The sequence below is a fragment of the Caulobacter sp. X genome (assembly GCF_002742635.1).
GTDB lineage: Bacteria > Pseudomonadota > Alphaproteobacteria > Caulobacterales > Caulobacteraceae > Caulobacter.
Genome location: NZ_PEGF01000001.1, coordinates 905,459 through 926,816, shown reverse-complemented (window position 1 = coordinate 926,816; position 21,358 = coordinate 905,459). Strand labels below are relative to the sequence as shown.

23 protein-coding genes and 1 pseudogene are annotated in these 21,358 nt (G+C 67.9%); 9 read left to right on the top strand and 15 right to left on the bottom strand.

Annotation, left to right across the window (positions count from 1 at the left end; all coding sequences use genetic code 11):
• Nucleotides 1-2 precede the first annotated feature (2 nt).
• The 5 genes and pseudogenes from clpS to CSW60_RS04130 all read right to left on the bottom strand — a co-directional run bounded on the left by clpS (nt 3) and on the right by CSW60_RS04130 (nt 3,361).
• Entirely contained in the window at nt 3-332 is a 330-nt protein-coding gene (clpS, locus tag CSW60_RS04145; protein WP_013079900.1) for an ATP-dependent Clp protease adapter ClpS, read from the bottom strand.
• A gap of 33 nt (nt 333-365) precedes the next feature.
• Nucleotides 366-536, bottom strand: a pseudogene (locus CSW60_RS23855) (hypothetical protein); the annotation flags it as partial.
• A gap of 23 nt (nt 537-559) precedes the next feature.
• Nucleotides 560-1,816 carry a DNA polymerase IV gene (locus CSW60_RS04140; protein ID WP_099536050.1) on the bottom strand — a complete coding sequence of 419 codons (1,257 nt, stop codon included), beginning with the start codon at nt 1,814-1,816 and terminating at the stop codon, nt 560-562.
• A gap of 10 nt (nt 1,817-1,826) precedes the next feature.
• Nucleotides 1,827-2,717: an ROK family protein gene (locus CSW60_RS04135; protein WP_099536049.1), complete on the bottom strand. Its 891-nt coding sequence runs from the start codon at nt 2,715-2,717 to the stop codon at nt 1,827-1,829.
• The gene (locus CSW60_RS04130; protein ID WP_099536048.1) at nt 2,714-3,361 is read right to left on the bottom strand and encodes a hypothetical protein; all 648 of its coding nucleotides are present in this window, start codon (nt 3,359-3,361) and stop codon (nt 2,714-2,716) included. The genes CSW60_RS04135 and CSW60_RS04130 overlap by 4 nt, the downstream gene beginning before the upstream one ends.
• A gap of 121 nt (nt 3,362-3,482) precedes the next feature.
• Between CSW60_RS04130 and divK the strand changes: the two genes are divergently transcribed.
• From divK to CSW60_RS04110, 4 genes are all read left to right on the top strand, one after another.
• Complete coding sequence (divK, locus tag CSW60_RS04125) at nt 3,483-3,860, top strand: cell-cycle response regulator DivK (protein ID WP_013079896.1); 378 nt, start codon at nt 3,483-3,485, stop codon at nt 3,858-3,860.
• The gene (locus CSW60_RS04120; RefSeq protein ID WP_099536047.1) at nt 3,857-5,221 is read left to right on the top strand and encodes a PleD family two-component system response regulator; all 1,365 of its coding nucleotides are present in this window, start codon (nt 3,857-3,859) and stop codon (nt 5,219-5,221) included. Before divK ends, CSW60_RS04120 begins: the two co-directional genes overlap by 4 nt.
• 105 nt (nt 5,222-5,326) lie before the next feature.
• Nucleotides 5,327-6,991, top strand: coding sequence for an alkaline phosphatase family protein (locus CSW60_RS04115; protein ID WP_201723034.1), 1,665 nt, complete (start codon nt 5,327-5,329; stop codon nt 6,989-6,991).
• Nucleotides 6,992-7,072: 81 nt separating this feature from the next.
• Nucleotides 7,073-7,315, top strand: coding sequence for a hypothetical protein (locus tag CSW60_RS04110; RefSeq protein WP_099536045.1), 243 nt, complete (start codon nt 7,073-7,075; stop codon nt 7,313-7,315).
• Nucleotides 7,316-7,407: 92 nt separating this feature from the next.
• Here CSW60_RS04110 and rpmG read toward each other — a convergent pair whose 3' ends face one another.
• The 3 genes from rpmG to CSW60_RS04095 form a co-directional block, all read right to left on the bottom strand.
• Nucleotides 7,408-7,575 carry a 50S ribosomal protein L33 gene (gene rpmG, locus CSW60_RS04105; RefSeq protein ID WP_010920317.1) on the bottom strand — a complete coding sequence of 56 codons (168 nt, stop codon included), beginning with the start codon at nt 7,573-7,575 and terminating at the stop codon, nt 7,408-7,410.
• Between the two features lie 81 nt (nt 7,576-7,656).
• Entirely contained in the window at nt 7,657-8,121 is a 465-nt protein-coding gene (locus tag CSW60_RS04100) for a DUF6265 family protein (protein WP_099536044.1), read from the bottom strand.
• A 23-nt stretch (nt 8,122-8,144) separates the two neighbouring features.
• Complete coding sequence (locus tag CSW60_RS04095) at nt 8,145-8,873, bottom strand: NUDIX hydrolase (protein ID WP_099536043.1); 729 nt, start codon at nt 8,871-8,873, stop codon at nt 8,145-8,147.
• Nucleotides 8,874-9,174: 301 nt separating this feature from the next.
• Here CSW60_RS04095 and CSW60_RS04090 point away from each other — a divergent pair, with 301 nt between their 5' ends.
• Nucleotides 9,175-10,473 carry an amidohydrolase gene (locus tag CSW60_RS04090; RefSeq protein ID WP_099536042.1) on the top strand — a complete coding sequence of 433 codons (1,299 nt, stop codon included), beginning with the start codon at nt 9,175-9,177 and terminating at the stop codon, nt 10,471-10,473.
• Between the two features lie 100 nt (nt 10,474-10,573).
• Nucleotides 10,574-11,032, top strand: coding sequence for an ion channel (locus CSW60_RS04085; RefSeq protein ID WP_099536041.1), 459 nt, complete (start codon nt 10,574-10,576; stop codon nt 11,030-11,032).
• Here the strand turns inward: CSW60_RS04085 and CSW60_RS04080 are convergent.
• Nucleotides 10,965-12,125 (bottom strand): pyridoxal phosphate-dependent aminotransferase, encoded by a 1,161-nt coding sequence (locus CSW60_RS04080; protein ID WP_099536040.1) that lies wholly within the window; start codon nt 12,123-12,125, stop codon nt 10,965-10,967. The two genes, CSW60_RS04085 and CSW60_RS04080, sit on opposite strands and share 68 nt — an antisense overlap.
• A 53-nt stretch (nt 12,126-12,178) precedes the next feature.
• On the opposite strand from CSW60_RS04080, the gene CSW60_RS04075 reads away from it, so the two are divergent.
• The gene (locus CSW60_RS04075; RefSeq protein WP_099536039.1) at nt 12,179-13,174 is read left to right on the top strand and encodes an SGNH/GDSL hydrolase family protein; all 996 of its coding nucleotides are present in this window, start codon (nt 12,179-12,181) and stop codon (nt 13,172-13,174) included.
• Between the two features lie 129 nt (nt 13,175-13,303).
• Here the strand turns inward: CSW60_RS04075 and rnr are convergent, their stop codons facing one another.
• The 3 genes from rnr to topA form a co-directional block, all read right to left on the bottom strand.
• Nucleotides 13,304-15,586: a ribonuclease R gene (gene rnr / locus CSW60_RS04065; RefSeq protein WP_099536038.1), complete on the bottom strand. Its 2,283-nt coding sequence runs from the start codon at nt 15,584-15,586 to the stop codon at nt 13,304-13,306.
• Between the two features lie 189 nt (nt 15,587-15,775).
• Entirely contained in the window at nt 15,776-16,147 is a 372-nt protein-coding gene (locus CSW60_RS04060) for a hypothetical protein (protein ID WP_099536037.1), read from the bottom strand.
• 38 nt (nt 16,148-16,185) lie between these two features.
• The gene (gene topA / locus CSW60_RS04055) at nt 16,186-18,861 is read right to left on the bottom strand and encodes a type I DNA topoisomerase (RefSeq protein WP_099536036.1); all 2,676 of its coding nucleotides are present in this window, start codon (nt 18,859-18,861) and stop codon (nt 16,186-16,188) included.
• 174 nt (nt 18,862-19,035) lie between these two features.
• Here topA and CSW60_RS23000 point away from each other — a divergent pair, with 174 nt between their 5' ends.
• Entirely contained in the window at nt 19,036-19,206 is a 171-nt protein-coding gene (locus CSW60_RS23000) for a hypothetical protein (protein WP_062093605.1), read from the top strand.
• On the opposite strand, the gene CSW60_RS04050 is transcribed toward CSW60_RS23000, so the two are convergent.
• Nucleotides 19,203-19,793 carry a hypothetical protein gene (locus CSW60_RS04050; protein ID WP_143324116.1) on the bottom strand — a complete coding sequence of 197 codons (591 nt, stop codon included), beginning with the start codon at nt 19,791-19,793 and terminating at the stop codon, nt 19,203-19,205. The genes CSW60_RS23000 and CSW60_RS04050 overlap by 4 nt on opposite strands.
• A 138-nt stretch (nt 19,794-19,931) precedes the next feature.
• Here CSW60_RS04050 and CSW60_RS04045 point away from each other — a divergent pair, with 138 nt between their 5' ends.
• Entirely contained in the window at nt 19,932-20,717 is a 786-nt protein-coding gene (locus tag CSW60_RS04045) for a hypothetical protein (protein WP_201723033.1), read from the top strand.
• On the opposite strand, the gene CSW60_RS04040 is transcribed toward CSW60_RS04045, so the two are convergent.
• Both CSW60_RS04040 and CSW60_RS04035 read right to left on the bottom strand, forming a co-directional pair.
• The gene (locus tag CSW60_RS04040) at nt 20,714-21,115 is read right to left on the bottom strand and encodes a DUF2442 domain-containing protein (protein ID WP_099536033.1); all 402 of its coding nucleotides are present in this window, start codon (nt 21,113-21,115) and stop codon (nt 20,714-20,716) included. The two genes, CSW60_RS04045 and CSW60_RS04040, sit on opposite strands and share 4 nt — an antisense overlap.
• On the bottom strand, nt 21,108-21,347 hold the full coding sequence (locus CSW60_RS04035; protein ID WP_099536032.1) for a DUF4160 domain-containing protein: 240 nt from the start codon (nt 21,345-21,347) through the stop codon (nt 21,108-21,110). Before CSW60_RS04035 ends, CSW60_RS04040 begins: the two co-directional genes overlap by 8 nt.
• Between the last annotated feature and the right edge of the window lie 11 nt (nt 21,348-21,358).

Genomic DNA, 21,358 nt, shown 5'->3' with positions numbered 1-21,358 from the left:
CCTCAGTCCTTTTCCATCGTGCACTGCAGGGGGTGCTGATGGCGTCGCGCCGAGTCTATGACTTGGGCGACCTTGGTTTCTGCGACTTCGTATGTATAGACGCCACACACGCCCACGCCGTTTTGGTGGACATGCAACATGATGCGCGTCGCATCTTCGCGCGACTTGTTGAAGAACCGCTCGAGCACATAGACGACGAACTCCATGGGAGTGTAATCGTCGTTGAGAATCAGAACTCGATACAGCGAAGGCTTCTGTGTCTTCGGCTTCACTTCCGTGACGACCGACGACCCAGCGCCGTTGCTTTGTCCGCCTTGCTTCCGCTCGGCCATCGACTTGTTCTCTCCTGGCGGGCAAATCACCCGTCCATCTTGGATTAGATATTTAAACGCGGCGGCTTTGGAAGAGGCCGAAGCGCCGCTGCGCCGCTTTAGCACAGGGGCGCCGCGGAAATCGGCTTCACGATTGGGAGAGCGACGACCGCGGGCGAACGGTTCCGGTGGTGAGACGCCCAAATGGTGAACGAAATGTCGCATCGCAAGAGGGGCGATGCAGCGACTCAGCGGCTCTTCAGCGCGCGGCCCGTGACGACAGCGGCTGCGCCGAACTTTCCGCGTAGCGCGTCGATGGCGGTCTCACTTTTTAGCGAGCGGCGCTCTTCGTCGGCGAACATGTCCGAGCCGGCGGTCTCGGCGTCGACAAACTCGGTCAGGCCCGCGCCGATCAAACGGTAGGACAGGCCCTTGGGCTCGGCCGCCAGCAGCTCGCGCGCCACCTGGAACAGGGTGCGAGCGGTCTGGGTCGGAACAGCCAGGGTGCGGCGGCGGGTGTGGATCTTGAAGTCGGGCGTCCGCAGCTTCAGCGTCGCGACGCGCCCAGCCACACCTTCCTTGCGCGCCTGCTTGGCGACCTTTTCGCATAGGGGCCAGAGCTCGTCCTCAAGGTCCTCGCGCTTGTGCAGGTCGTCGTTGAAGGTGGTTTCGGCGCTGATCGTCTTGCGCGCCTGGTCGGGATCGACGAGGCGGCTGTCCTGACCGTGGGCCAGGCGGTGCAAGCGAAGGCCGCCCGAGCCCAGGCGGTTGGCGAGCAGCTTCAGATCCGCCGCGGCGATGTCGCCGACCGTGCGCAGGCCGAGCTCGGCCAGGGACGAAACCGTGGCGGGGCCCACGCCAGGCAGGATGCCGACAGGTTTGTCCGCCAAGAAGCTCTGGGCCTCCGCCGCGCCGATCGCCGAGAAGCCGCGTGGCTTGTCCAGTTCCGAGGCGATCTTGGCCAGGAACTTGTTGGGCGCCAGGCCGATCGAGACGGTCAGGCCGATGTCGCGCTCGATCTCGGCCTGGAGTCTGGCCAGCATCGCCGCCGGCGGCGCGCCGTGCAGCCGCTCGGTGCCGGTGAGGTCGATCCAGGCCTCGTCGAGCGACAGCGGCTGAATGAGGGGCGTCAGCTTGTCGAGCTTCTCGTGGATCCGCCGGCTCTCTTCCTTGTATTTGGCGAAGTTCGGCTTGATGACCACGGCGTCGGGGCACAGCTTCAGGGCCTTGAACATCGGCATGGCCGACTTCGCCCCGCTCATGCGCGCGATGTAGCAGGCGGTGGTCACCACGCCGCGCTTGCCCCCGCCGACGATCACCGGCTTGTCACGCAGGGACGGATCGTCCCGCTTCTCGACGGACGCATAGAAGGCGTCGCAATCGAGGTGCGCGATCGACAGCGTCCCCAGCTCCTCATGAAACACCGTGCGTGGCGAGCCGCAGGACGGACAGCGCGCGGCCTTGGCCTCGCCCGTCCACCCGCAGTCGCGGCACAGGGATTTCATGGGGCGTTCCTCAGGCCTCCCGAGGCCACAGCCAGGCCGCGCCGCGCACGCCCGAGCTGTCGCCATGGATGGCCTTGCGGACCGGCGTCTCGAATACATCGGAGAAGACGTGCGGCGCGATGGCCCCCTGAACACGTTCATAGAGGGCGTCGACATTCGACATGCCGCCGCCCAGGACGATGACGTCCGGATCGATCAGGTCGCAGACGACGGCCAGGGCTCGGCCCAGGCGGTCGACATAGCGATCCAACGCCGCGGCGGCCGAGGCGTCGCCGGCGGCGATCGCCTCCATCGTCGCCTGACCGTTCGGGAAGCCGGCGTCGCGGGCGAAGCTGGGACCGGCGATCCAGGTCTCAAGGCACCCCTTGCGGCCGCACCAGCAGTCGCGGCCCGGATACTCCTCGGGCTTTGGCCAGGGCAGGGGCGAGTGGCCCCACTCGCCGGCGAAGCCGTTGCGGCCGTCGATGATCTTGCCGTCGACGACCACGCCGCCGCCGCAGCCGGTGCCCAGGATCGCGGCGAAGACCACGCCTTCGCCGGCGCCCGCGCCGTCGGCGGCCTCGGACAGGGCCAGGCAGTTGGCGTCGTTGGTCAGGCGGACGGGACGAGCCAGGCGCTGTTCCAGGTCCTCGCCGAAGCGCTGGCCGTTCAGATAGACGCTGTTGGCGTTGCGGATCAGGCCGCTGCGCGGCGAGATCGAGCCGGGGATGCCGAGGCCAAGGCGCGCGCACGACGCGCCGGCCATGGCTTCGGCGTCGGCGACCAGTTCGGCCACGACCTCCAGGGCGGCTTTATACTCGCCGGGATTGGGCTTGCGCACGCGCGCGACAAAGGCCCCGGCCTCGTCGATGGCGGCGGCTTCGATCTTGGTGCCGCCGAAATCGATGCCAAAACGGATCATGCGAACAGACGCTCCTCGATGGCCTTCTTCAGAAGCGGCCATTCGTCGATACGGACATGGCGGTCGGGCGCGGACGGGGCGAGCGGGCGCAGGCGCTCGTCGCTGACCATCTGGAAGCGTCCAACCGTGGGCGCCCTTTCCGCCACCGATTCCAGCTGCGGTAAAAGATCGTCGATGAAGACTGCGGAGCCTGACGTTCGGGCCGCCAACTCGGCCGCGGCCGGACCCTTGGGGCCGCTGTTGATGATCAGCGGGTAGTCGAAGCCGTGAGTCTTCAGCCACTGGGCGCGGGCCAGGCGTCCGTGCTCAGGCGCGTTGGTCAGGATCACCACCTCGGCGCGGGTCGAAAGGTCGGCCAGGGCGTCGGCCGCGCCGGTCGCTGGCGGCAGATCCTCGGCCCCGTCGCGGAAGAAATCGTCGAACAGGGCCTTGCCCGCGATCAGATCGAGGTGTTCGGTCTCTCCGGGGCGATAGATGTTCTGGAACAGGGCGAACCGATCCACCCGCAGCTCGAAGCCGTATCGGGCGATGAAGGCGCCGAAGCCGAGCATGAACTGGGCCAGAACCTCGTCGACATCGACGATCACCAATGGCGCCGCGGAGCTCACGGAGCAGGCCTGAAGATCGGTAAGTCGAGGTTCCATGGGCTCTTGGCGGTCGTTCTGAAAGCGATTAGCGGGCGCTTAAGGATATTTGTGCGAACAACTTCTGGAAGGTGGCGCGAATCCGCAGGCGTCGCCACATGACCGTACGGTCGGGGTAAGGATGACGAAGAAGGTCCTCATCGTGGAGGATAACGAGCTGAACATGAAGCTCTTTCATGATCTGCTCGAGGCCCAGGGTTACGAGACCCTGCAGACCCGTGAGGGTCTGTCGGCGCTGTCCATCGCCCGCGACAACAAGCCAGACCTGATCCTGATGGACATCCAGCTGCCCGAGATTTCGGGCCTGGAGGTCACCAAGTGGCTGAAGGAAGACGAAGAACTGGCCCACATCCCGGTGGTCGCCGTGACCGCCTTCGCCATGAAGGGCGACGAGGAGCGCATCCGCGAAGGCGGTTGCGAAGCCTATATTTCCAAGCCAATCTCGGTCGTCCACTTCCTCGAAACCATCAAGCGCCTCCTCGAAAGGCAGCCTGCATGAGCGCTCGGATCCTCGTCGTCGATGACATCGAGGCCAATGTCCGCCTGCTGGAAGCCAAGCTGGCGGCCGAGTACTATGAAGTTTCCACCGCCATGGACGGCCAGACGGCCCTCGACATGGCGCGGCGCGATCCCCCCGACATCATCCTGCTGGATGTGATGATGCCCGGCCTCGACGGTTTCACCGTCTGCCGCAAGCTCAAGGAAGATCCCGCCACCCGCCATATCCCGGTGGTGATGATCACCGCCCTGGATGGTCGGGCCGACCGGATCCAAGGGCTGGAGGCGGGGGCCTCCGACTTTCTGACCAAGCCGATCGACGACGTCATGCTGTTCGCCCGCGTGCGCAGCCTGACGCGCTTCAAGCTGGTGATCGACGAACTGCGCCAGCGCGAGGCCTCGGGCCGCCGCATCGGCGTCATCGCCGGCGCCGCCGCCCGCCTGGACGGCCTGGGCGGCCGGGTGCTGGTCGTCGACGACAATGAGCGCCAGGCCGAGCGCCTGGCCGGTGAGCTGGCCGCCGATCACCGTCCGGTGGTCGAGACCGATCCCGAGACCGCCCGGGTCAGCGCCAGCGGCCCCGTGGATCTCGTCATCGTCAACGCCGCCGCCAAGGGCTTCGACGGCCTGCGCTTCACCGCCGCCCTTCGCTCCGACGAGCGCACGCGCCACCTGCCGGTGCTGGCCCTGGTCGATCCCGACGATCGCGCACGCATGGTCAAGGCGCTGGAGATCGGGGTGAACGACATCCTGACCCGCCCCGTCGACCCGCAGGAGCTGTCCGCGCGCGCCAAGACCCAGATCCAGCGCAAGCGCTACACCGACTATCTGCGCAACAACCTCGACCATTCGCTGGAGCTGGCGGTCACCGACCAGCTGACCGGCCTGCACAATCGTCGCTACATGGTCGGGCAGCTGGAGACGCTGGTGCGTCGCGCGGCGATGGGCGGGGACGAGGTCTCGGCCCTGCTGATCGACATCGACCACTTCAAGAAGATCAACGACACCTTCGGTCACGACATCGGCGACGAGGTGCTGCGCGAGTTCGCCCTGCGCCTGGCCTCGAACGTGCGGGCCATCGACCTGCCGTGCCGCTACGGCGGCGAGGAGTTCACGGTGATCATGCCCGAGACCCGCATGGCCGACGCCCTGCGCATCGCCGAGCGGATCCGCAAGCACGTCTCGGCCTCGCCGTTCAAGGTCGCCAACGGCGAGGAAATGCTGACCGTCACCGTCTCGGTCGGCGTTTCGGCCACGGGCGGTCCCGAAGACACGCCCGAAGCCCTGCTCAAGCGCGCCGACGAAGGCGTCTACGAGGCCAAGGCGTCGGGCCGCAACACGGTGGTCGGCAAGGCGGCTTGAGGCCCCCGGCGCCCGCGCTTCGGGCGGCTAGCGACATTTCAGCTCTGAAACCCTTCCGTCCTTGCACGGATGAACCATTCGGGCGAAATCGCTCGGATGAAGACGATGCTTACCCGCGGCGCGCTCGCCGCCGTGCTGGCGACCAGTTTCGCCGCGACCGCCGCCTTGGCCGCCGAGACCAAGCCCGATCCCAAGCTGGTGGTCGTGATCTCGGTCGACCAGTTCAGCGCCAATCTCTACGCCCAGCACCGGCCCGAGTTCGTCGGGGGGCTGGCGACGCTGAGCCAAGGGATCGTCTATCCGAACGGCTACCAGTCGCACGCCTTCACCGAGACCTGCCCCGGCCACTCGACCTTGCTGACGGGCAAGCATCCCAACAAGACCGGCATCAGCGCCAACGACTGGTACGACCGCGCCACGGGCAAGACGGTCTACTGCCTGGCCGACCCGACCGTGACCCTGGCCGACGATCCGAAGGGCAGGGCGGTCTCGCCGGCCAACATGATCGCCACCACCTATGGCGACTGGCTGAAGGCGGTGTCGCCGACCAGCCGGGTGTTCGGCGTCTCTGGCAAGGATCGCGGCGCCATCACCATGTCGGGCCACAAGGCCGACGGCCAGTTCTGGTACCAGCCGGGCTTTGGCTTCACGACCTGGGTCGCGCCCGGCCAGACCGCCCAGGACCGCCTGAAGCCGGTGGCGGCGTTCAACGCCAAGCTCTCGGCGGACCTCAAGGCTCACCCATTCACCTGGGACTACGCCAAGCCCTCGGCCAAGCGCTGCAAGGCGCTGGAGGCGGACTATCAGACCGGCGGCCGCCAGTGGCGCGCGGCCCTGCCGATCCCGGCGGCGACCAGCGACGCCGACAAGCAGCGCGACCTCTACGCCAGTCCCTATACCGACCAAGTCACGTTGGAGTTGGCTCAACGTCTGCGGGAGACCTACGGCCTTGGCGACGGTCCGCAGGTCGATCTGCTGACCATCAGCCTGTCGGCGACCGATTTCATCGGCCACCGCTACGGCACGCGCGGCCCGGAGATGTGCGACCAGATCGCGCGTCTGGACGAGCGTCTCGGCGTCTTCCTGAAGAGCCTGGACAAGGTGAAGGGCGGCGTTCTGGTCGTCCTGGCCGCCGACCACGGCGGCGCCGATTTCGCCGAGCGCCTGCACGGCGAGGGCTACGGTTTCGACCGCGTGATCGGCAAGCCGTGGATCGCCAAGCTGAACGCCCAGCTCCGTTCGGACCTTGCTCTGACCTGGGACCCGCTGATCGCCGACGGCGGCATCGACCAGATCTACGTCGTCGGTCCGGATCGCAAGACGCCCTCGCTGGCCGACCGCGCTCGTATCACGGCGGCGGCCCTGGCGCTCATCAACCGCGACCCTGTCGTGGCGCAAGCCTTTGACTCCAATGCCATCTTCACGATGGAGGCCGCGCCGGCCGACGCCTCGCCCGAGGAGCTTTCGGTCGCCGAGCGGGTGCGTCGCAGCGCCTATCCGGGGCGCGTGGGCGACATCCTGATCGCTTTCAAGCCGGATCGCGTCCCGTCCACGCCGGGCGCGACCTATGTCTCGACGCACGGCAGTCCCTGGGACTATGATCGTCGCGTGCCGATCCTGTTCTGGTGGAAGGGCGCGGCCCCGCACGAACGCGTCCTGCCGCTCGACACCGTCGACATCGCCCCCACCTTGGCGGCGGCGACGGGGCTCAAGCCGCCGGGCGATATCGACGGCGTCTGCCGTCCGCTGGTTTTCGGCCAGAGCTGCTAAGCATTGATTAGGGCGCTTTCTTAGCTTTTCGCACACCTTCGTCGTGCATCGTCCCCGATACATCCTATGGGGGAGATCGGGATGACCAAGTCGAAGATCAGTTTCAGAAAGCGTACGCCGACCGGCCGCTGGTTGCTGCTGGGTCTGGCGATCTGTCTAGCTCTCTTCTTGATCGGCGGGGCCAGTTTCGATCAGCCGACGAGTGGTTTGTCGAATCTGGCGATGATCGGCGCGTTCGTCGCCGTCTGCGTCGGCCCGGTGCTGTTGGCGCTGACGCTGCTGTGGGGCAGCTTCACGCTCCTGCGCTGGGTGTGGACGGGCTGAGGGGCCCACTACTCCAGTGAGATAACCGACCATAAAAAACGCCCGGCTAGCGATAGCCGGGCGTTTTCGTGTCTCAGCGCTGAAAGGCGATCTTACTTGATCTTGCCTTCGCGGAATTCCACGTGCTTGCGGATGACCGGATCGTACTTCTTCAGCACCATCTTCTCGGTCTTGGTGCGAGCGTTCTTCTTGGTGACGTAGAAGAAGCCGGTGTCCGCCGTCGAGTTCAGGCGGATCTTGATGGAAGCCGGTTTGGCCATGGTCGAATCCCTGCGGTGGTCGCGCAGGTTCCCGCGCGCTGGAAATAAGAGGCGCGGAACATACTCATCGGAGACTCAAAGTCAATTGCCGCGCGCGCAACGCTTGTAAGGAAAGTCCGCCGAACGGGCCTCTCCGCCGACGGAGCCCTCGATCCGGGCCACCAGGGTGTCCTTGTCGACCAGACGATAGAGGATCCGCTGGGGAAAGTCGTGCTGGGGGTTCTCGAAGGTGACGATGTTGTCGCCGATCTCCTTCACCGGAAAAGCGCTTTCAGCCTGGCCGGAGGGAATCGCCACGAACTGCAGCTTGCCGTCGGCGGCGGGCAGGATGCGCACGAACTCGTATTCGCGCAGCTTGCCGTCGCGCACGCTGCGGCTTACGCCCAGCATCGCCCCGCCGGCGGGCGCCAGCCATTGTTCCTCGATCTTGGTTCCGTTGGGTCTGGTCAATGTCCAGCAGCCGGCGATGAAGGCGAGCCGGTCTATCTCGGCGGCGGGAGGCGGCGGCGTCGCGGCCAGGGCCAGGGCGAGAGCCGTGGCGATCATGCGATCCTCCTTCGCGGAAGGCGCTATAGGTGGGTCAGATGGCGCTTGCCGTTCAGGAAACGCATGAACGGCGCGGGCCGTCCAGCCTCGGCCAGCCTTTGCCCCACCTCGTGGACGACGAAGCGGGTGATGTTGGGCAGGTCCAGCGCCATGGCCTCTTCGAAATCGACCCAGGCGATCTCGTCCAGTTCGCCGCAGTCGGGGCGGCGGTCCAGCGACAGCAACGCCTCGGCAGGCGCCATGAAGAATCGGGCGTCGAACCGGCGCGGCCGATAGGGCGGGGTGATGGCTCGGGCCACGAAGCTCAGCGACGCCAGGTCGGGCAGGGCGCCTTGGGCCAGGAACGGCCGCCAGGGGCCCGCGCCGGGCCGCTCGGGCGCTTCCTTGGCGATCAGAAGCCCGGTCTCCTCGAAAGTCTCCCGCACCGCCGCCAAGGCCAGGGCGCGGGCCAGGCGAGCGGGTTTAGGGTGGCGAGGGTCCTGCTCCAGTCGAATGGCGACCTCCGGAGCCAGTTCACTGGCGCTAGGGGCGTCGTAGTCGGTCCGGTCGACCCGGCCGCCGGGGAACACCCACTTGTCCGGCATGAAGGCGTGGCCGCCGTTGCGTCGGCCCATCAGCAGGCGCGGCTTGGGCCCGTCGGTTCGCACGATGATCAGGGTGGCCGCGTGCTTGGGCTTCAGCGCCGCGCCGGTCTCGCGCACGGCGCCGTCGTTGATCGTGTCGAATTTCGCGTCGATCGGCGGCAGGCTCATGGGTGAAGGTTAGACGGTTTGCGTCAGCGGGAAAGGCGGACGTTGGGGAATGTCCGAATCCTTCGCTTCGCCCCCAAGCGCCTTCCTGGGCCTTGCGCCCAGGACCCATGGTTCGGTCGCCTCCGCGCGATGAAGCGCGCATCCACGTCGGCGGCGCTCATGACTTCGCTGCGCCCGGTCCCTGCACGGCTCCTCGCCATAAGGCCGAGGAAGGCGGCGTTTGGGAGGGGGGAAGAGTTGGTGGCTTGACCCTTCGCGACCACCCGCCCCAAGTTCGCGTTGTAATCAGAGGGGCTATAGGATGATCGGACGGATTTCGACCCTGGCGCTAGCCGCCGGACTGGCTCTTGGCGCGCCGGCTATCGCCGCGCCCACGACCGCGCAGGTGGCCGCGGCGGCCAAGGCGGTCCAGCCCAAGGTCGTGGCCTGGCGTCGCGACATCCACGAGCATCCGGAACTGGGCAACCAGGAGGTCCGCACCTCGGCCCTGATCGCCAAGGAACTTAAGGCGCTGGGGCTGGAAGTCCGCGAGAACGTCGGCAAGACTGGCGTGGTCGGCGTCCTGCGGGGCGGCAAGCCGGGCAAGGTCGTGGCCCTCCGCGCCGACATGGACGCCCTGCCGGTGGCCGAGAAGACCGGCCTGCCGTTCGCCTCCAAGGCCACCGCGACGTGGGAAGGCAAGACCGTGCCGGTCATGCACGCCTGCGGCCACGACACCCACGTCGCCATGCTGCTGGGGACAGCCACGGTGCTGGCCGGCATGAAGAAGGACATCCAGGGCACGGTGGTCTTCATCTTCCAGCCGGCCGAGGAGGGCCCTCAGGCGGGCGAGGAAGGCGGCGCCAAGCTGATGATCCAGGATGGGGCGCTGGACAATCCCAAGGTCGACGCGATCTTCGGCGTCCACATCGGTCCCGGCGACGCCCACCAGCTGAACTACCGGCCGGAAGGCTTCTACGCCTCGTCGGACCGCATCACGATCACGGTTAAGGGTAAGCAGACCCACGGGGCGCGGCCCTGGGCCGGCGTCGACATGGCCAGCGTCGCCGCCGACATCATCCAGGCCACCAACCAGATCGCCGCGCGTCAGGTGGACGTGGGCGCCTCGCCCTCGGTGCTGACCATCGCGGTGATCAACATGGGCATGCGCCAGAACATCATCCCCGAGGACCTGAAGATGGAGGGGACCATGCGCACCTTCTCCAAGGCTCGTCGCGAGGATCTGATCGCTCGCATGCAGAAGTCGGTGGCCGCGATCGGCGATCGCTACGGCGCCAAGGCCGAGGCCGTGTTCACCCAGCCCTATCCGGTCACTTACAACGACCCGGCGCTGAGCAAGTGGGTCAAGGCCAGCCTGGATAAGGCCTCGCCCGGCAAGATCGACGACAACGCCGCCCTGGTCACCGGCGCGGAGGACTTCTCGATGTACGCCGAGAAGGTCCCGGCCGTGTTCGTCCAGCTGGGCGGCCGTAAGGCCGACGTCCCAGCCGCCACGGCGCCCGCCAACCACTCGCCCTATTTCGACGTGGACGAGGCGGTGTTCGAGACCGGCGTGAAGGCCGAGGTCTTCATGGCGCTGGATTATCTGGCGCGGAAATAGTCCGAAACACCTCGCCCAATGTCCGCCCAAGCGGGATCAAACTTGAGCCCATCGACGCGGCTACACGCGTCGCCGCCGCGGGGCCTTCGAGGGGAAGATCATGGCCGAACTCTACGCCTTCGCTCTGTCCCTCGCCCTGATCTTCGCGGCGGTGATGATCCACTACCAGTCCTTGCGGCTGCTATCCGCCGGTCAGGCCTCGCCCAAACTGTCGGATCAGCTGAAGATCTTGCTGGTGATCTTCGGCCTGATCATCGCGCACGTCCTCGAGGCGGCGTTGTTCGCGTTCGGCTATTGGGTCGGCGAGCGCGCCCTGGGCTTGGGCGCCTTCGTGGGCGTGGCGTCGATGAGCGCCAGCCAGCTCTTCTTCTTCTCGATCGAGACCTTCACCACCCAGGGCGTCGGCGACGTCTACCCGGTCGGCGCGCTGCGCCTGATCGCCAGCCTGGAGCCCCTGGCCGGTCTGATCCTGATCGGGTGGTCGGGCTCGTTCACCTTCCTGGCGATGGGCCTGGATTGGCGGCTCGGGCAGCGAACCACGGAGTCATCCGGCCGATAGCCTCCTCGACCTCGGCCGTCGACACCGCGAAGCTGAAGCGGATGAAGCGGTGTCCTTCGACCGGGTCGAAGTCGACGCCCGGCGCGGTGCAGACCCCGGTGTCGCGCAGCAGGTCCTTGCAGAAGTTCAGCGAGTCGTCGGTCAGGTGGCCGATGTCGGCCCAGATGTAGAACGCGCCGTCGGGCGGGGCGATCTTTCGCAGGCCGAGCGCCGGCAGGGCCTCCAGCATCAGCTCGCGATTGCGGCGATAGACGGCGATGTGGCCTTCCAGCTCGTCCAGGCAGTCCATGGCCGCCAAGCCCGCGTGCTGGGCCAGGGAGGGCGCGGTCAGGAACAGGTTGCCGACATAGGCGCGGGCCCGCTCAAGATCCTCGCCCGCCGGCGTCAGCAGCCAGCCCAGCCGCCAACCGGCCATGCTGAAGTACTTGCTGAAGCTGTTGACGATCAGGGCGTCGGGGGCGAACTCCAGCATCGACGGGGTGCGGCCGGCGTAGGTCAGGCCGTGATAAATCTCGTCGCTGATGACGCGGATGCCGCGTTCCCGGCAGACTTGGGCGATCGCGGCGAGCTCGTCAGGCGCGATGATCGTGCCGGTCGGGTTGGCGGGGCTGGCGACGATGACGCCGGCGGGAGCGGGCTCCAACGCGGCCAGGTGCTTGGCCGTCAGCTGGAAGCGGTCTTCCGGCCCGCAGGCGATCTCGACGGGCTCAAGGTGCAGCGCCTTGATGGTGTTGCGATAGGCGACGTAGCCGGGGCGGGCGATGGCGATGCGGTCGCCGGGCTGGAACACGCTGGACAGGGCCAGCACCAGGGCCGGAGACGCGCCGCAGGTCAGGACGATCCGCTCCGGCTCGACCGTGACGCCGTAGAGCGCCTGGTAGCGCTGGGCGATCTTCTCGCGCAGATGCGGGCTCTCCCAGTAGCCCATGGCCTCGGCGTCGAGGATTTCGTGGGCCTTGGCGATCGCCTTGCTCGGCGCGCCGGTCGACGGCTGGCCGAACTCCATGTGGATGATCGAGCGGCCCTCCATCTTCAGCTGGTGGGCCAGGCGGCTGATGGCGATGGCGTGGAAGGGTTCGATCTCGGCGCGCATGGTGGCGGTTTAGCGGGGTTTGACGCGGCGCGCATCCCACATGAGAAAGGGGCATGCTCTCCCTGCTTCTCGCCGCCGCCATCGCCCAGACGCCCTTGCCGCTGAACATCGGCGGCCGGGTCGCCCCCGCGCCTTCTGGGGCCTACGATTTCGGCTGGCCCGGCGTCTATTTCGAGGGGCGCTTCACAGGGCCGTCGGTCGAGGTGGCCGTGGACACCGGCGTCGAGCACCTGGCGGTCAGCGTCGACGGCGTCCGCAAGGCCGAACTGACCAAGTCCGGCGAAACGCGGCTGACGCTCGACCGTCTCGGTCCCGGCGAGCACGTCGTGCGGCTGGACAAGCTGACCGAGAGCCAGACGGGCTTGGCGCGGTTCGAGGGGTTCTTCGTCGAAAAGGGTAGGGCGTTGCCGGCGCCGGCGCGGCCGCGCCGGATCGAGTTCATCGGCGACTCCCACACCGTCGCCTATGGCGTCCGCTCGGCCAGCCGCGACTGCACCGAGCAACAGGTCCACGACCTGACCGACACCAGCCTGTCCTTCGCTCCGATCCTGGCCGCGCGGCTCGACGCCGACTACCGGATCGAGGCCTTCTCGGGCCGTGGCGTGGTGCGCAACTACAATGGCCTGGCGCCTGGCGAGCCTTTGCCGGCGCTGTTTCCGCGCTTGATCCCTGGTCAGGCCGAGCCCCGCATCGGGGCGAACGATCCTTGGAAGCCGGAGGTCGTAGTTATTGGCCTGGGCACCAACGACTTCTCGACCGCTCTGCATCCCGGCGAAGCCTGGGCCGACGAGGCGGCGCTGCGCAGGGACTATCGGGACAGCTACGCCGCCTTCGTCGAGGGCCTGAAGGCCAGCCGACCGGGCGCGCGTTTCTTCCTGATCCAGGGCGACACCTTCGTCGACGACGTCGCCGAGGTCGCCAGCCGCGTTGGCGCGACGGCGGTGCGGATCACCGGAATGGAGCGCACGGCATGCCACTCGCATCCTTCGGCGGGGGATCAGCGGATGATGGCCGACAAGCTCGAGGCGGCGATCCGGGCTGCGCCGTAGATCCTCCCCCGCGATGCGGGGGAGGTGGCCCAGAGGGCCGGAGGGGGCTAACGCGGTGTTCGCCCAGCTTGCCCCCTCAGTCGCTGCGCGACAGCTCCCCCGCATCGCGGGGGAGCATCTGATCAATCGCTACCGCCGCTTCCCGCGCCGCACGCCCTTGGGCAACCCGCCGCGCGGCTTCACCGCCGCCTGCCGCCGAGCCCCGAGCCGGGGACGCGGCGCCTTCGGATCGGGCGGCAGCGGGTCGCTGAGCATTTCGAACAGCAGGCCGCCGGTGACGGGCGTGGCCTCGACCAGCTTGACCTCGACGGAGAGGCCCAGCGGCCAACGCTTGCCGGTCCGTTCCCCGACCAGGGCGTGCATCTTGTCGTCGTGGACGAAGAACTCCTGGCCCAGGCTGGAGACTGGCACCAGGCCATCGGCGCCGGTGTCGGCCAGCTTGATGAACAGGCCAAAGCGGGTGACGCCGGTGATCCGGCCCTCGAACGTCGCGCCGACGCGATCGGCCAGGAAGGCGGCGATGTAGCGGTCGGTGGCGTCGCGCTCGGCGGCCATGGCCCGTCGCTCGGCGTGGGTGATGACTTCGGCCGTGTCCTTGATCTGGGCGATGTCCTGGTCCGTCAGACCATCGGTCCCCAGGCCTAGGGCGCGGATCAGGCCCCGGTGCACGATCAGGTCGGCGTAGCGGCGGATCGGGCTGGTGAAGTGGGCGTACTTGGCCAGGTTCAGGCCGAAGTGGCCAATGTTCTCGCTGCTATAGTGGGCCTGCATCTGGGTGCGCAGGACCACCTCGTTGATGATCGCCGCGTTCGGGCTCTCGCGCGTCTCGTCCAGCAGCTTGTTGAACCGCGAGGTCTGCGGCGCCTCGCCCTTGTTCCAGCGGATCTCCAGGGTCTGCAGGAAGTCGGCGAGGTTCTGCACCTTCTCCAGGCTGGGCGTGTCGTGCACCCGGTAGATCAGGGGCGAGCGCTTGGCTTCCAGGCTCTCGGCGGCGCAGACATTGGCCTGCACCATCATCTCCTCGATCAGCTTGTGGGCCTCAAGGCTCGCGCGTTTGGTGATCGAGGCGATCTCGCCCTCGCGGATGATGATCCGCCGCTCGTCGCTCTCGATGGCCAGGGGCGAGCGGGCCTCGCGGCCGATCTTCATCGTGTGATAAGCTGCCCACAGGGGCTTAAGGATCGGGTCCAGCAGCGGGCCGGTCTTGTCGTCGGGCTGGCCGTCGATCGCGGCCTGGGCCTGCTCGTAGGAGAGCTTGGCGGCCGAGCGCATCAGGCCGCGCACGAACTTGTGGCCCTTCTTGCGGCCGGACTTGTCGAACACCATCCGCACCGCCAGGGTGGCGCGGTTCTCGCCCTCGCGGAGCGAGCATAGGCCGTTGGACAGGGTCTCGGGCAGCATCGGCTCGACCCGGTCGGGGAAGTAGACGCTGTTGCCCTTCTCGCGGGCGTCGCGGTCCAGGGCCGAGCCCGGGCGGACATAGGCCGCGACGTCGGCGATGGCGACCCAGACCACCCAGCCGCCAACGTTCGTCGCGTCCGGATCGGGATGGGCGTAGACGGCGTCGTCGTGGTCGCGGGCGTCCACCGGGTCGATGGTCACGAACGGCAGGTCGCGCAGGTCGTCACGCCCCGACAGCGTCGGCTCGACGGCGGCCTTGGCTTCGCGCTCGGCCTCTTCGGAGAAGCCGGTCGGGATGCCGTGGCTGTGGATGGCGATCAGCGAGGCGGCGCGGGGATCGTTCTCGGTCCCGACCACCTCCAGCACCTTGCCAGGCTTGGGGCCGTAGCGGCCGCTATGCGTGCCGACCTGGGCGACGACGAGGTCGCCGTCCTTGTACTCGTGGGCGACGCTGGGATCGAGGACCAGGCTTTCCTTGGACTTGCGGTCGACCGGCTCGACGCGGACCTCGCGGCGGTGCTTGCGGATCACCCCCAGGATCTTGTGGGCGCTCTGGCCCAGCTTCTTGATCAGGCGAGCCTCGAACTCGCCGGTCTCCAGCCGCTCGAAGCGGACCAAGAGGCGATCACCCAGCCCCGGCGCGCCGCCGGCGGCCTCACCCTTGCCGGGCGCGAGGCGCACGTTGGGGACGTCGTCGTCGGACTTGGTCAGTTTGACGTAGAGCTCGCCGTCGCCGTCACGCTCGACCACGTCGGCCACGCCGACGGGGGGCAGGGAGCCGGCTTCCGCGAAGCCTTTACGGCCGCGCTTGGCCAGCGCGCCTTGCGCTTCCAGCTCGCGGATCATCTCGCGCAGGGCCCGGCGATCGGCGCCCTTCAGCCCGAAGTGCCGGGCGATGTCGGCCTTTCCGGTCTCGCCGGCGTCGCGCAGAAACGCCAGCAGCGTCTCACGATCGGGCAGGCCGGCGGCGGGCTTGGGCTTGAAAGTCTTGGGCGGGCGAAGTTTGGCCATGCCCTGCCTTAACGCGTTCGGCGGACTTAGGGAAACGCGAGGTTGGGGATGTTGCGCCCCCTCCGTCACTACGCGTAGCCGTATCGCGACACCTCTCCCGCTTCGCGAGGGAGGAGGGATGTCATCCTCACCCGTGTAACGGGGGAGGTGGATCGGCGCGCAGCGACGAGACGGAGGGGGCGCTCGCGCCTAGTACAGATCCTCGATCGACTTCGGCACCTGAGGCTCGGCCGGCTTGGTGGTCGCCGCGGTCGGCTGGGTCGGCGCCGGCGTCGCGGGCGGGGCCTCGATCACCGGCGCGGGGGCTTCCTGCTCGGTGGTTTCGACCTCGACGGCCTTGGGCTTGGGCGCCTCGACGGGCGGCGGCTCGTAGGCGAGGGCGGGCGCGGCGTCCTTGACCGGAACGCCCGAAACCTCGGCCAGAGGCTGGGTCGAGGTGGTCGCGCCGCCGCGATCGATCTTCATCGCGTTGGTCAGGCCGAAGGCGAAGCCGCCGACGCAGCACAGGACCAGCGCCGTCAGCACGACGTTCAGCGGCAGGGGACGTTCCAGCGTCGTCATGCGCGCAATCTACTCTCGTCCGACCCGGCTGAACAGGCTCAGGCCTCGTCGTCCCACGGCGCGGCGCCGTCGTCGGCGGCGGCCGCCGCCTTGGCCTTCGGCGCGGCCTTCTTGGCGGCGGGTTTCTTCGCGGCGGTCTTCTTCGCCGGCTTGTCGCCTTCCGCCTTGGTCGCCGCCTTCTTCGGCGCGGCGGCCTTCTTGGCCGGCTTTTTGCCGCCGCCCTTGGCCGCGCGTTCGGCGATCAAGGCCAGCGCCTCTTCCAGGGTGATCGCCGCCGGATCCTTGCCCTTGGGCACGTTGGCGTTGGTGTCGCCGTGCTTGATGTAGGGGCCAAAGCGGCCCGACAGCACGCGGATCGGTTTGCCATCCTCGGGGTGATTGCCGAGCTCGGCCAGAGCCGCCGCGGCCGCGCGCTGCGGACGTCCGCCGCCGGCGCGCTTGTCGGCCAGGATGGCGACGGCGCGGTTTAGGCCCACGTCGAACACCTCGTCGGCGTTCTCCAGATTGGCGTAGGTGCCGTCGTGCAACACGAACGGTCCAAAGCGTCCCAGGCCCGCGGTGATGACCTTGCCGTCATCAGGGTGCTTGCCGACTTCGCGCGGCAGGGACAGCAGGCGCAGGGCCTTCTCGAGATCCATGGCCGAGGCGATCCAGCCCTTGGGCAGGGACGAGCGCTTGGGCTTGTCGCCCTCGGCGGCCAGCTCCTCGACATAGGGACCGAAGCGGCCGTTCTTCAGCCACACAGCGCGGCCGGTGGCAGGATTGACGCCCAGCTCCTTGTCGGCGCTCTCGGCCTCGCCGTCGCCTTCGGAGACGCCCAGCTGGCGCGTGTAGCGGCATTCCGGATAGTTCGAGCAGCCGATGAAGGCGCCGAACTTGCCTGTCTTCAAAGAGAGCTGCCCCGTGCCGCAGGTCGGGCACAGGCGCGGGTTGGAGCCGTCGCCCTTGTCGGGGAAGATGTGCGGGCCCAGGGCCTCGTTCAGGGCGTCTAGGACATTGGTCGTGCGCAGCTCGGCGATTTCGCCGACGGCGGCGTGGAAGTCCTTCCAGAAGTCGCGGAGGAACTGCTTCCAATCGAGCTTGCCGTCCGAGACGAGGTCGAGCTGCTCTTCCAGAGCGGCCGTGAAGTCGTACTCGACATAGCGCTTGAAGAACTGCTCCAGGAACGCCGTGACCAGGCGGCCCTTGTCCTCGGGGATGAAGCGCTGCTTCTCCATGCGGACATATTCGCGGTCGCGCAGCACGCCCAGCACCGAGGCGTAGGTCGACGGGCGGCCGATGCCCAGCTCTTCCATCTTCTTGACGAGGCTGGCTTCCGAATAGCGCGGCGGCGGTTCGGTGAAGTGCTGGTCGGCGCGGGCTTCGCGCACCTGGGCGGCCGAGCCCTCGGTGATGGCGGGCAGGCGGGCGCTGTCCTCGTCGCCCTCGTCGTCGCGGCCTTCCTCGTAGACGGCGAGGTAGCCGGGGAACTGCACGACCTGGCCGGTGGCGCGCAGGCCGGTCTTGCCGTCGGCGCTCTCCAGGTCGACCGTCGTGCGCTCGATGCGGGCGCTCTCCATCTGCGAGGCGATGGTGCGCTTCCAGATCAGCTCGTACAGGCGGCCCAGTTCCGGCTCCAGGCGCAGGGAGCCGGGATTGCGGTTCAGGCTGGTCGGACGGATGGCCTCGTGGGCCTCCTGGGCGTTCTTGGCCTTGGACTTGTAGAGGCGCGGCGCGTCGGGGACGTAGTCGGCGCCATAGACCTTGCCGATCACGTCGCGGGCTTCGGTGATGGCTTCGGGCGCCATCGAGACGCCGTCGGTCCGCATGTAGGTGATGAGACCCACGGTCTCGCCGCCAATGTCGACGCCTTCGTACAGCTTCTGGGCGGCCTGCATGGTGCGCTGGGCGCTGAAGCCCAGCTTGCGGGCGGCTTCCTGCTGCAGGGTCGAGGTGGTGAACGGCGGGGCGGGCGAGCGCTTGCCGGGCTTCTTCTCGACGGCCTCGACCTTGAACGTGGCGGCCTGCACGGCGGCCTTGGCGGCCAGGGCCGAGGTCTCGTTGCCGAGGTCGAACTTGGTGAGCTTCTTGCCGTCGTGCTTGACCAGACGGGCCAGGAACGGGTCCGAGCCGGCCGAGACGTCGGCCTCGACGGTCCAGTATTCCTGGGTCTTGAAGCGCTCGATCTCGATCTCGCGGTCGACGACCAGGCGCAGGGCCACCGACTGTACGCGGCCGGCCGAGCGGCTGCCCGGCAGCTTGCGCCACAGCACCGGCGAAAGGGTGAAGCCGACGAGGTAGTCCAGGGCGCGGCGGGCGAGGTACGCCTCGACCAGCTCCATGTCGAGGTCGCGCGGGGCCTTCATGGCCTCCGTGACGGCGGTCTTGGTGATGGCGTTGAAGGTGACGCGCTGGACCGACTTGTCCTTCAGCGCCTTCTTCTTGTTCAGCACTTCCAGCACGTGCCAGCTGATCGCTTCGCCTTCGCGATCCGGGTCGGTGGCCAGAATCAGGCGGTCGGCCTTCTTCATGGCCTCGACGATGTCGCTGACGCGCTTGGAGGCCTTGGCGTCGACTTCCCAGCTCATGGCGAAGTCGTTGTCGGGCTCCACCGAACCGTCCTTGGACGGCAGGTCGCGGATGTGACCGTAGGAAGCGAGAACCGTGTAGTCGGACCCGAGGTACTTGTTGATGGTCTTGGCCTTGGCCGGGCTCTCGACGACGACGACGTTCATTATGACTCTGGGCTGTAAGGCGGATCGCCTGGGAGGCGAGCGCCGGGGAAAGTGGGGCCCGCTTAGGGGTCTGTCAACGCGGGCTCTGCCGAACGGCCCTGCTTTGGGGCGCTGGTAGCCGCTTGTTAAGACGCTTGTGCGAGTTTTATGGCCTGGTTTTGTGACTGCTCGCCGATGGACCTGACCGTCAACAGGATCGCCACCGAGGCCTATGTCTCGCCGATCCGCCCGATCAAGCCCGTGACCTCGAACGCCGAACGCGCGGAGATCGCCGATCGGCTGAAGGAAGCCGTGCGCGCCGCGCCGGCCGCCGGGACGGGGCTGCTGGTCGACCTCAGCGTCTAGAGCGTCATTCCGCGCAAGGCCTCGCAGTCTCGCGGGCCATAATATTCGTTCTTCGCCGCGATCACTTTCACCTGGCGATGCAGCGCGGGCGCGAGCGGCCATTCACGATGGATGTGCAGTTCGTAGCCGCCGCTGGGACCGTCGCCTTCGATCCGTATGCAGACGAGGTTGTTTGCCAGACGCGTTTCCTTAGACGGCGCCGCGTAAGCGCCGATGGCGAACATGATGCCCAACAGTCCCACCGTGCCCAGGAAATAGCCGAAGGCGATGGGCAGGACGCCGATGGTCACGGCGGTGTTCCTCAGCATGACGCCCAGGGGCAGGCGGCCTATCCCGAAGACAAGCAGGCAATAGGCGAAATAGGCCGCGCCTAGCGCCCAGAGATTGGCGGTCAGCGACACGAACCGGACGCCGGCGAAGCTCGCCAGGATCACGACGCCCAGGACGGCGCCGGCCGACAGGGAGAGCGGCTTGGCGAGGGCCCGCTCAAGCCGCGCTGGTCCCCAATCGATCGCCGCCTGCAGCGCCAAGGCCGCTGGGGGCGCCGCCAGCAGCAGCAGCCAGGCCAACTTTGTCGGAAAATCCACGATCGCGTCTCCACTCGGAACTCGATCTTCGGTTGTGCGCGGGCTTGTGACAAGCTGAACCATTCGCCCACTTCCTGACGCGTAGCCATGGTCCACAGACGCTCGGGCCGGCGCTTCGGCCCGTGGCGTGGCGAGCAGATGGCGCGGTGGAAAAGACGGGGCGGGAAGGGCGCGGCGCTGGTCGTGAGCCTGGCCGCGCACGCGGCGGCGGTGGCGGTGCTGCTGGCGGCCCATGTCACGCCCGCTCCGCCCGAGCCGCCGTCGGTGCTGGTCTCCCTGGTCGACCCGCCGCCGCCCCCGCCTCCGCCGCCTCCGCCGCCCGCGCCGCACGAGGCGCCCAAGTCGCCGGTAAAGGCGCCGAAGAAGCCGCCTTCGCCTGAGAAACCCAAAGACACCGCCCGGGCCGCGCCGCGCTCGCCCCTGCGCGCGACAAAGGCCCCGATCCCGAAGGACGTGACGCCCCTGCCTGCGAGCTCGAAACCCGCCCCCAGCCGGGTGATGGGTCTGGGAGAGGCCGAGCTGATGGGCGCGGCGACGGCCGGATCAGGCGCGGGCGGCGGTGGCGGCGGCGCCGGCTGCGACATGGTCCGGCTGCTGCAGGAAGGTCTGCGCAAGAACCCCCGCGCCCGGGCCTCCCTGATGCGCGCCCACGCCGCCACCGTGAGCGCGGGCCGCGCGCCGCTGGTCTGGAGCGGCGACTGGGTCCGCACCGACGGCGAGGAGGGCGACGGCCTCTCGGGACTGCGCGAGATGATCATGATGGAGGTCGCTTTCGCCCCCGCCGCCTGCCGCGCCGAGCCGATGCGCGGGCTGGTGCTCATCTCGCTGAACGACGGCCCCGGCGGGGCCCGTTTCGCCCTGGGCGGCGGCCATTGGCGGTGGTCGGACCTGCTGTTCGCCAAGGGCGCGCGGCGCGGGGGCTAGGCCGTTTTCCTTGGGCGACCGCCGCGGGCGCCATTGGCGCGAGCGGCCGCCGCTTTGGCGGGTGACGTGGAGCGACCAGCCGTCTGAGCGAGATGGGAACGGGTCGCGAAGATGTCGGCCAGAAGTCCGGGTACGGTCAGATCCAGATCAAGGGCTTCCCAATGCAGTCCGTAGCCCGAGCCCAAGACCGTGATCTCGCCGATTTGGGCGGGATCAGCGTTCGCGAGGCTTTCCACGAGAGCGGTGGGGAAGGTGAAGGCGGCGCCGCTCGTAAGCTCGACGGCTATGGTGCGGGTCGCGGGATCGTAGCGCGCGGCGCGGGCGCGCGGCTCCCTGTCCTGGGCTTGGCGGCCGCGTTCCAGAGCGGCGTCGATCGCGCTGTCCGTGAGTTCAGCCATGGATTTCCCTCCAGCGCGTGAGCAGAGTCTCGCGGTTGGCTTCGACAACGGCGACCGCTCGCCGGATGTCGGCGCGGCTTAGGCCCACGGCCCAGACTAAATCGACATGTTCGTCCGATCCCAACAGATTGATCTTGGCCTCGCCGTCGCCAAACACGTGGACGTGGGCAGGCTCATGGTCGTTGGCGAAGATCATGATCCGGAAGCCTTCCGCGCGGAGAACGGTCACCATCCAGGATAACC